The organism is Nocardioides sp. (assembly GCF_051876515.1).
GTDB lineage: Bacteria > Actinomycetota > Actinomycetes > Propionibacteriales > Nocardioidaceae > Nocardioides.
In genome coordinates, this window is the sequence record NZ_JBJEHY010000161.1 from 1 (window position 1) to 8,735 (window position 8,735).

The 8,735-nt window shown below is 70.0% G+C and carries 11 protein-coding genes; 5 read left to right on the forward strand and 6 right to left on the reverse strand.

The window, feature by feature from the left end:
- The 3 genes from ACI379_RS12135 to map form a co-directional block, all read left to right on the forward strand.
- A partial coding sequence (locus ACI379_RS12135) for a thiolase C-terminal domain-containing protein (RefSeq protein ID WP_439792349.1) occupies positions 1–479 on the forward strand: 479 nt, incomplete at its 5' end.
- 86 nt (positions 480–565) lie between these two features.
- Positions 566–1,291, forward strand: coding sequence for a YwiC-like family protein (locus ACI379_RS12140; RefSeq protein WP_439792350.1), 726 nt, complete (start codon positions 566–568; stop codon positions 1,289–1,291).
- Positions 1,292–1,313: 22 nt separating this feature from the next.
- On the forward strand, positions 1,314–2,081 hold the full coding sequence (gene map, locus ACI379_RS12145; protein WP_439792351.1) for a type I methionyl aminopeptidase: 768 nt from the start codon (positions 1,314–1,316) through the stop codon (positions 2,079–2,081).
- 22 nt (positions 2,082–2,103) lie between these two features.
- Here map and ACI379_RS12150 read toward each other — a convergent pair whose 3' ends face one another.
- Both ACI379_RS12150 and ACI379_RS12155 read right to left on the reverse strand, forming a co-directional pair.
- Positions 2,104–2,709, reverse strand: coding sequence for a PepSY domain-containing protein (locus ACI379_RS12150; RefSeq protein ID WP_439792352.1), 606 nt, complete (start codon positions 2,707–2,709; stop codon positions 2,104–2,106).
- Positions 2,710–2,852: 143 nt separating this feature from the next.
- Entirely contained in the window at positions 2,853–4,088 is a 1,236-nt protein-coding gene (locus ACI379_RS12155) for a cytochrome P450 (RefSeq protein ID WP_439792353.1), read from the reverse strand.
- 160 nt (positions 4,089–4,248) lie between these two features.
- Between ACI379_RS12155 and ACI379_RS12160 the strand changes: the two genes are divergently transcribed.
- Positions 4,249–5,412: a steroid 3-ketoacyl-CoA thiolase gene (locus ACI379_RS12160; protein WP_439792354.1), complete on the forward strand. Its 1,164-nt coding sequence runs from the start codon at positions 4,249–4,251 to the stop codon at positions 5,410–5,412.
- Between the two features lie 4 nt (positions 5,413–5,416).
- The gene (locus ACI379_RS12165; RefSeq protein WP_439792355.1) at positions 5,417–6,661 is read left to right on the forward strand and encodes an acyl-CoA dehydrogenase family protein; all 1,245 of its coding nucleotides are present in this window, start codon (positions 5,417–5,419) and stop codon (positions 6,659–6,661) included.
- A gap of 146 nt (positions 6,662–6,807) precedes the next feature.
- Here the strand turns inward: ACI379_RS12165 and ACI379_RS12170 are convergent, their stop codons facing one another.
- The 4 genes from ACI379_RS12170 to ACI379_RS12185 form a co-directional block, all read right to left on the reverse strand.
- Positions 6,808–7,146: a 2Fe-2S iron-sulfur cluster-binding protein gene (locus tag ACI379_RS12170; protein WP_439792356.1), complete on the reverse strand. Its 339-nt coding sequence runs from the start codon at positions 7,144–7,146 to the stop codon at positions 6,808–6,810.
- Between the two features lie 102 nt (positions 7,147–7,248).
- On the reverse strand, positions 7,249–7,656 hold the full coding sequence (locus ACI379_RS12175) for a DUF302 domain-containing protein (RefSeq protein WP_439792357.1): 408 nt from the start codon (positions 7,654–7,656) through the stop codon (positions 7,249–7,251).
- Positions 7,656–8,015 carry a thioredoxin gene (gene trxA, locus ACI379_RS12180; RefSeq protein WP_439792358.1) on the reverse strand — a complete coding sequence of 120 codons (360 nt, stop codon included), beginning with the start codon at positions 8,013–8,015 and terminating at the stop codon, positions 7,656–7,658. Before trxA ends, ACI379_RS12175 begins: the two co-directional genes overlap by 1 nt.
- 120 nt (positions 8,016–8,135) lie before the next feature.
- Positions 8,136–8,735 (reverse strand): SDR family NAD(P)-dependent oxidoreductase (locus tag ACI379_RS12185; RefSeq protein ID WP_439792359.1); only part of this gene is annotated, 600 nt, incomplete at its 5' end.

Below are 8,735 nucleotides of genomic sequence, written 5' to 3' on the forward strand. Positions count from 1 at the left end.
ACCCGGCCTGGATCCACGGGACGGTGATGCGTTCGGAGACCACCACGGCCGCCGGTCGTGACCAGGTCAACCCGCAGGCCGGACGCGACGCCGCCGCCGCGCTGTGGAAGCGGGCGGGGATCACCTCCCCCATCGACGAGATCGACGCCGCGGAGATCTACGTCCCCTTCAGCTGGTTCGAGCCGATGTGGCTGGAGAACCTCGGCTTCGCCGCCGAGGGCGAGGGGTGGAAGCTGACGGAGGCGGGCGAGACCGCCATGACCGGACGCATCCCCGTCAACGCCTCCGGGGGCGTGCTGTCCTCGAACCCGATCGGGGCGTCAGGCATGCTGCGCTTCGGCGAGGCCGCCCTCCAGGTGCGCGGGGCTGCCGGGGAGCACCAGATCGACGGGGCCCGGCGGGCGCTCGGCCACGCGTACGGCGGCGGCTCGCAGTTCTTCGCCATGTGGGTCGTGGGGGCCGGGAAGCCCACCTCCTGAGCACCCGCGGAGAGGGGTTCGGTCGTCCGGCGCGGATGGGCCGTTGTGCCCATCCGTTCCGCGCCGACGCGGGCTAGGTTGCGGTCATGGCCAGACGCCGATCCCCCGGGTGGGTCCCCAACCAGCACGGGGCGTGGGCGATGCTCGCCTCGCCCCTGCTCGTGGGCGTGCTGCACGCCGGACCCACGTGGGTGCACCTGCCGCTGGGGGTCTTCTGGTTCGCCGGGTACTTCGCGTTCTACGCGACGTCGGTCTGGCTCAAGTCGGGACGCCGGGCCCGACACGCGCGCCCGGCCGCGGTGTACCTCGCCGTGGCCGCAGTCGCCGGGACGGTCGTGGCCCTCGCGGACCCGTCACTCCTGCGGTGGGCCCCGCTGTTCGCCGTACCCCTCGGGGTCGGACTGCTGGCAGCCGCGGCGCGCCGGGAGCGCGAGCTGCTCTCGGGGCTCACCATGACGATGGGTTCGGCCCTCATGACGGTGGTGGCGGCCGATGCCGGCCGCGACCCCGACCTGCGGACCGCCTGGGTGCTGGCGGCGGTGCAGGCGGCGTACTTCTGCGGCACGGTGTTCTACGTCAAGAGCGCCATCCGCGAGCGCGGCAACAAGCGCTTCCTGGCCCAGTCGGTCGCGTTCCACGCGCTCTGCACGCTCGTGGTCGGCTGGGTGTCGTTGTCCCTCGCCATCGTGTTCGCCTCCCTCACCGTCCGCGCGTACGTCGTCCCGCCGCGGCGACCCACCCCGAAGGCGCTCGGCATCGGCGAGATCGTCGCCACCGTCGTGGTCGCGGCGACCAGCCTGCTCACCGCGTGAGCACGCGCCGTACGGTGGGCGCATGATCGAACTGCGCACCCCTGCCGAGATCGAGCGCATGCGTCCGGCCGGCCGTTTCGTCGCCGACGTGCTGACCGCGCTGCGCGAGGCCGCCGACGTCGGCGTCAACCTCCTCGACCTCGACCGCCTGGCAGCCTCGATGATCGCGGAGCAGGGCGCGACCTCCTGCTACGTGGACTACCACCCCTCGTTCGGGGCCTCCCCGTTCGGCAAGGTGCTGTGCACGTCGGTCAACGACGCGGTGCTGCACGGCCTCCCCCACGACTACGTGCTCCGGGACGGCGACCTGCTCAGCGTCGACTTCGCCGCCAGCGTCGACGGCTGGGTGGCCGACTCGGCGACCAGCCTCGTCGTCGGGACCGCGGCACCGGCCGACCTGGCACTCATCGACGCGACCGAGCGCGCACTCGCCGCCGCGATCGCCGTGGCCCAGCCGGGCCGCACGGTCGGGGACATCGGTCACGCGATCGGGCAGGTCGCCCGTCAGGCGGGCCTGCAGATCAACATGCAGTTCGGGGGCCACGGGGTCGGGCGGACCATGCACGGCGACCCGCACGTGGCCAACGACGGCACGCCCGGCCGGGGCTACCCGCTGCGTCCGGGGCTGGTCATCGCCATCGAGCCGTGGTTCCTGGCGAGCGGTGACGAGATCTACACCGACGCCGACGGCTGGACGCTGCGCAGCGCCGACGGCTCACGCGGCGCCCACTCGGAGCACACCGTCGCGATCACGCCGGACGGCCCCGTCGTGCTCACCGCCCGCGACTGACCAGCCCGGGCCGGGGCTCCGCTCAGTCGTCGCGCTCCTTGCGCAGCACGTCGCCCGTGACGGCGTCGAGGCGTACCTCCCACATGCCCTCGGCCCCGCGCACGTCGACGTCCCACACGGCCGCACCCCGCTCGGAGTCCAGCGAGATGCCCTCGGCGATGCCGGGAACCTCGGCCGAGGCGACGGAGACCGCCTCCTCCGCCGCGACCGTTGGAGCCTTCTTCTCGTCGGCGTCGAGCCGTACGTCCCGCCGGGAGACCTCGCTCAGGTCGTCCGGGGCGAGCAGGAGCTCGACTCCGCGACCGGCTGCGGTGAGGGTCACCTCCCAGCCCTCGCGCCCTGCGTCGTTCTCCCACTCCACGGCGACGACGGACCCGCCCGCCACCAGGTCCTGCGCCGACTGGACCACGGAGACGAGGTCCACCTCGCCCGGGTCGGTTCCCTCCGTGGGCGACTCGCCCTCCTGGTCGTTCCCGGTGGGACCGGTCTCCGTGGGGTCGGTGGATCCCGGTGAGGACTGGGTCGTGGTGCCGCGCGGTCGCGAGTCCTCGTCGTCCCCGCAGGCCGTCAGTGACACCCCCACTGCGACGAGGAGGGCGAGTGCGGCGACGGTCCGGTTCGTACGCATGCGTTGTCCTTCCGAGGGGAGTCCAGCTTCACCGTACGTGGGTCAGCGCCCCGGAAACACGTGAGGGGTTCCAGCTTCTCGCTGGAACCCCTCACGCTGACACCGACCGCCGCTCCCGACGACGGTCAGAATCTCTCCCTCACTCAGGCATAGGTGACCGGCAGGCTGACGATCCCGTTGATCCAGCCGCTGCGGAACCGGGTTGCCTCGCCGTTGGGCTTCAGGTCGGGCATCCGGTCGGCGATCGTGTTGAACATGATCTCCACCTCGAGGCGGGCCAGGTTGGCGCCGATGCAGTAGTGCGCGCCGTGGCCGCCGAAGGCGAGGTGGGGATTGTGCTGGCGGGTGATGTCGAAGGTCATCGAGTTCTCGAAGACGTCCTCGTCGTGGTTGCCCGAGGCGTAGAAGATGCCGACGCGCTCACCCTTCTTGATGGCCTGCCCACCGATCTCGGTGTCGGCCAGCGCGGTGCGCTGGAACGAGACCACGGGCGTCGCCCAACGGATGACCTCGTCGACCATCGTCGAGGGGCGCTCCTTCTTCCACAGCTCCCACTGGTCGGGGTTGTCGAAGAAGGCCATCATCCCGTGCGTGATGGCGTTGCGCGTGGTCTCGTTGCCCGCGACGGCCAGCAGGATGACGAAGAAGCCGAACTCGTCGTCGGTGAGCGTGCCGTACCCGTCGTCGTGGGGCGAGATCAGCTTCGTGATGATGTCGTCCTTGGGGTCCTGACGACGCTGGTCGGCCAGACCCATGGCGTACCCCAGGATCTCGGCGGCGGCGATCTCCTCGTTGCCCTCCACGTCCGGGTCGTCGTACGAGAGCATCTGGTTGGACCAGTCGAAGAGCTTGGCCCGGTCCTCCTGGGGCACACCCATCAGGTCGGCGATGGCCTGCAGCGGCAGCTCGGCCGCCACGTCGGCCACGAAGTCGCCCTCACCCTTGGCGAGCGCGTCGTCGACGATCTTGTTGGCCCGCTCCTGGAGCACGTCGTGCAGCGCGTTGATCGCACGCGGGGTGAAACCGCGGCTGATGATCTGGCGCATCTTGGTGTGGTCCGGGGCGTCCTTGTTGATGAGCATGACGCCCTGGAGCGCGACCTGGTCACGCGTCATGTCGGGCGCGAAGCGGATGATGGCGCCGTTCTCGGCCGTCGAGAAGTTCTTGGAGTCCTTCGACACCTGGGCGATGTCGGCGTGCTTGCTGATGGCCCAGTAGCCACCGTCCTCGAACCCCGCGCAGGCCTCGGGCCCCTGCTCCACCCAGAACACGGGCGCGGTCCGGCGCAGCTCCATGAACTCCTTGAGCGGAACGCCGATCTTGTTGATGGCCGGGTCAGTGGGGTCGAACCCCTCGGGCAGAACTGGTGCTGCAGTCACAACGATCCCTCCCAAGATCATCTGGACCTTCGAATCAGGTCGTCGTGAATGCTGACATACCGTCGGTAGGTTGTGAAGAGGATCACGTCAACGTGTCGAAAGATGACACGAACGGCAGGCACACTACCGCGCGATTAGAACGTGTTCTATTCTCGGGCGCATGGGATACCCAGTCATCGTCGAAGCAGTCCGTACGCCCCTCGGCAAGCGCAAGGGGTGGCTCGCCGGCATGCACCCGGCCGTCCTCCTGGGCCACGCGCAGACTGAGGTGCTGCGCCGCGCCGGCGTCGACTCGAGCCTCATCGGCCAGGTCGTCGGCGGCTGCGTCACCCAGGCCGGGGAGCAGTCCAACAACATGGTCCGCCGCGCGTGGATGCACGCCGGCCTGCACAACGCCACCGGCTCCACCGTCATCGACGCGCAGTGCGCCTCCGGCCAGCAGGCCGCCGCCCTCGTCAACGCGCTCGTCGCGGCCGACGTCGTCTCCGCGGGCATCGCCTGCGGCGTCGAGGCCATGTCCCGTGTACCGCTCGGCGGCAACGTGCCCAAGGGCATGGGCGACCCGCGGCCGGCCGACTGGTCCATCGACCTGCCCGACCAGTTCACCGGCGCCGACCGCATCGCCGTCGACAAGGGCTTCAGCCGTGCCGACCTCGACGCCTTCGGGCTCTGGTCGCAGGAGAAGGCCAAGGCTGCCCAGGACGCCGGCCACTTCGTGCGCGAGACGATGTCGGTCACCGCGCCCGTCCTCGACGAGGAGGGCAACGACACCGGCGAGAAGCGCGAGGTCTCGACCGACCAGGGTGTCCGCGACACCACGCTGGAGAAGCTCGGCACCCTCAAGTCGGTCCTCGAGGGAGGCCTGCACACCGCCGGCACCGCCTCGCAGATCACCGACGGCGCCGCGGCGATGCTCATCATGGACTCCGACGTCGCCAAGGCTCAGGGCCTCACCCCCCGTGCCCGCATCGTCACCTCCGCCCTCGTGGGCGGCGAGCCGTACTACCACCTCAACGGCCCGGTCCAGGTGACCGAGAAGATGTTCGCCGACACCGGCATGGGCATCGGCGACATCGACATCTGCGAGGTCAACGAGGCCTTCGCCGCCGTCGTCCTCAGCTGGGCCAAGGCGCACGCGGTGCCGGACGACAAGATCAACGTCAACGGCGGCGCCATCGCGCTCGGCCACCCCGTCGGCGCGACCGGCGTACGCCTGATCACCTCCGCCCTGCACGAGCTCGAGCGCCGCGACGCCTCCACCGCGCTCATCGCCGCCTGCGCCGGCGGCGCCCAGGCCTCGGGCACCATCATCGAGAGGATCTGACGAGGTGAGCGCGTTCACCTGGTCGGACGACGACCTCACCGTCCGCGACGAGGTCCGCAAGTGGGTCGACAAGGTCGTGCGCCCGGCGCGCGACGACCTCGAGCACGGTGGCGTGCCGCCGTACGACATCGCCCGTGAGTACTACGCCGCGTTCGGCATCGGCGAGGCCGCGGCGGAGAAGTTCGACTGGGAGATCGCGCGCGACGAGGCGCTGGCCGACGGGCGAGAGTTCGACCAGCCCCGGCCCGAGGAGATGGACTCGTCGACCCTGACGATCTCCAACATCGAGCTCGTCAAGGTGTGCCCCGGCATCCCTACCTCCATCGGGATCTCCTCGGGCATGACGGCGATGACGATCAACGCGATCGGCTCGATCGAGCAGCGCAGGCGGTGGGTGCGCGACCTGCTGACCCTCGACAAGGTTGGTGCGTGGGCGATCACCGAGCCTGACTCCGGCTCCGACGCCTTCGGCGGGATGCGTACGACCGCAAAGCCAGACGGCGACGGTTGGGTGCTCAACGGCCAGAAGACCTTCATCACCAACGGCCCGTACGCCGACACGATGGTCGTCTACGCCAAGCTCGACGACGGCTCAGGTACCGACAAGCGCCAGGCACCGGTGCTGATCTTCGTGCTCGAGAAGGGCATGGAGGGACTCACGCAGGGCAAGCCGTTCCGCAAGATGGGGATGCACTCCTCCCCCACCGGCGAGCTGTTCTTCGACAACGTCCGCGTCACCACGGACAACCTGCTGGCCGGCGAGCCGCGCCTGTCCGAGGCACCCAAGGCCGACGGGCGCGAGTCCGCGCGCGCCAACTTCGTCGGGGAGCGCTTCGGCATCGCCACGTTCAGCCTGGGGATCATCGAGGAGTGCCTGCGCCTGTGCGTGGACTACGCGCGCACCCGCGAGCTGTGGGGCCAGCCGATCGGCGACTTCCAGCTCATCCAGGCCAAGCTCGCCGAGATGGAGATCGCCCGCGTCAATGTCGAGAACATGGTCCTCAAGGGCCTCGACTACAAGCGGCGCGGCGTGATCCTGGACCTCGCCGAGGCGTCCGCCATGAAGCTGTACGCCTCCCGCGCCGCCAGCGAGGTCGCCATGGAGGCCGTCCAGCTCTTCGGCGGCAACGGCTACATGGCCGAGTACCACGTCGAGCAGCTGGCCCGCGACGCCAAGGTGCTGATGATCTACGCCGGCTCCAACGAGGTGCAGGTGACGCACGTGGCGAAGCGGCTGCTCCGCCGCTGACGTTCGTTGCCTTCGTGTCGAAGTCCCCGCCTTGGCGGGGACTTCGCCACCCAGGCCCGTCACGAAGGGGTGTCGCGGCGTCTGAACCCCAGCAGACCCGCGGCGACGAGCAGCGCACGCGTTCGTCAGGGTCAGGTCCGGAGCTGTCAGATCTGGCGCTCGGGGAGCGTGACGTGAAGGTCGGCGTCGGCGCCGACCTCGATCTGGCAGGACAGACGGGAGGTCTCGAGACGCTCGGCGGCCGTGCCGCAGAGCATCTCCTCCTCGACCGGGCCGATCGGTGCCAACGTCTCGAAGTCGGCGGGGTCGACGTACACGTGACAGGTCGCGCACGCCATGAAGCCGCCGCAGTCGCCGCGGATGCCGGGGACCCCATGCCGTCTCGCGGTGGCCATCACCGAGTCACCGGGGCGGGCGTCCACCACCAGCGAGTCGCCGGCAGGGTCGGTGAAGGCGATGCGCGGGAGCGCGACCTCGTCTGACATGGCGGCAATGTAGCGCCAAACCGGTTCGAGATGGGGCGGAAGGACGGTCGGGGCTCGTGGCGAGTGCCCGGAGTTGCCCGCCGGAGCGGGCACCCACACCGATCAGGCGACTCCGGGAGCCTCGAGTGACGCCAGCGCGGCCGTGAGCCGTTGCTTGGCGTCTGCCGCCACGGTGTGCAGGGCCGCGTTGTCGGCGAGACCCATCATCGCGTCCGGGTTGAAGGCCTCCACGACCGTCGTGTCGTCGTCGACGGAGCGAACCACCACGTTGCACGGCAGCACGGCCGCGATCGATGGCTCCGCCGCGAGCGCCTCGTGGGCCAGCGCTGGCCGGCAGGCGCCGAGGATCACCTGGGGCACCACGTCCACGTCAAGCTTGGCCTTCAGGGTGGCCTTGAGGTCGATCTCGGTCAGGATGCCGAACCCCTGCTCGGCGAGCGCAGCCTTCACGGCTGCGACCGCGGCATCGTACGGCTGGGCGAGCTCGGTCGTGAGGGTGTAGTTCGTCATCAGGCACTCCGCTTCTGCTCAGAAAGGGCAGCCTCGACGTCGAGGTCCCGCACTGCGGCGATGACTTCCTCAAGGCTGGCGGCCGGCAGGGCGCCGGGCTGCGAGAACACCAGAGTGCCACCCTTGAACGCCATCAGCGTCGGGATGGAGGTGATCCGCGCAGCGCTCGCCAGTGCCTGCTCGGCCTCGGTGTCGACCTTGCCGAACACGATGTCGGGATGAGTTGCGGATGCCGCTTCGTAGACCGGCGCAAACATGCGGCACGGGCCGCACCAGGATGCCCAGAAGTCGACGAAGACGATGTCGCCACCGGCGACGGTGCTCTCGAAGTTGGCTGCGTTCAGCTCGGTGGTGCTCATTGGCATCCTTTCGGTCGGCGGATTGAGCCCCCGTTCGGGGACGGCACCCAGCTCAACGCGTATCCCCCCGGGGGCATTCCGAGACATGGCCCACCCAGTGCGGCGCAGCGCCTCCTCAGGTCAGGAGCCGTACACCTTGTCGGGCACGGCCCCCTCGGAGATGAGCGCGTCGACGACGTCGCCGAGCTCGGTGGCCTCCCATCGGCGGCCGGCGTCGCGCGAGGCGCCGTGGCTCCAGCCGTCCTCGAGGGTGAGGAGGCCGCCGTCGGACTCGAAGATGCGACCGGTGACGTGGCCGGCCTCCTCGGAGGCGAGCCAGGCGACGATGGGGCTGTTGTCCTCGGGCAGGGCCATCTGGGAGGTGTCGAAGGCGCCCTCGGTCATCCGGGTCTTGGCGACGGGCGCGATCGCGTTGACGGTGACGCCCACACGGCCGAGCTCGGCGGCGGCGACGAGCGTCATCGAGGCGATGCCACCCTTGGCGGCGGAGTACGCGACCTGGCCGATGGAGCCCTGGAGGCCGGCGCCCGAGGTGGTGTTGATGACGCGGCCGGCGCGCTGGCGGTCAGCCTTCGACTCGGCGCGCCAGTACGCGGCAGCGTGGCGCAGCGGGGCGAAGTGGCCCTTGAGGTGGACGCGGATCACGGCGTCCCACTCGTCCTCGGTGGCGTTGACGAGCATGCGGTCGCGCACGAAGCCGGCGTTGTTGACGAGGATGTC

What these genes read in the sequence shown, in the direction of transcription:
- ACI379_RS12140 (WP_439792350.1), top strand. Translation starts at nt 566, where the DNA reads ATGGCCAGACGCCGATCCCCCGGGTGGGTCCCCAACCAGCACGGGGCG.
- map (WP_439792351.1), top strand. Translation starts at nt 1,314, where the DNA reads ATGATCGAACTGCGCACCCCTGCCGAGATCGAGCGCATGCGTCCGGCC.
- ACI379_RS12150 (WP_439792352.1), bottom strand. Translation starts at nt 2,709, where the DNA reads ATGCGTACGAACCGGACCGTCGCCGCACTCGCCCTCCTCGTCGCAGTG.
- ACI379_RS12160 (WP_439792354.1), top strand. Translation starts at nt 4,249, where the DNA reads ATGGGATACCCAGTCATCGTCGAAGCAGTCCGTACGCCCCTCGGCAAG.
- ACI379_RS12170 (WP_439792356.1), bottom strand. Translation starts at nt 7,146, where the DNA reads ATGTCAGACGAGGTCGCGCTCCCGCGCATCGCCTTCACCGACCCTGCC.
- ACI379_RS12175 (WP_439792357.1), bottom strand. Translation starts at nt 7,656, where the DNA reads ATGACGAACTACACCCTCACGACCGAGCTCGCCCAGCCGTACGATGCC.
- trxA (WP_439792358.1), bottom strand. Translation starts at nt 8,015, where the DNA reads ATGAGCACCACCGAGCTGAACGCAGCCAACTTCGAGAGCACCGTCGCC.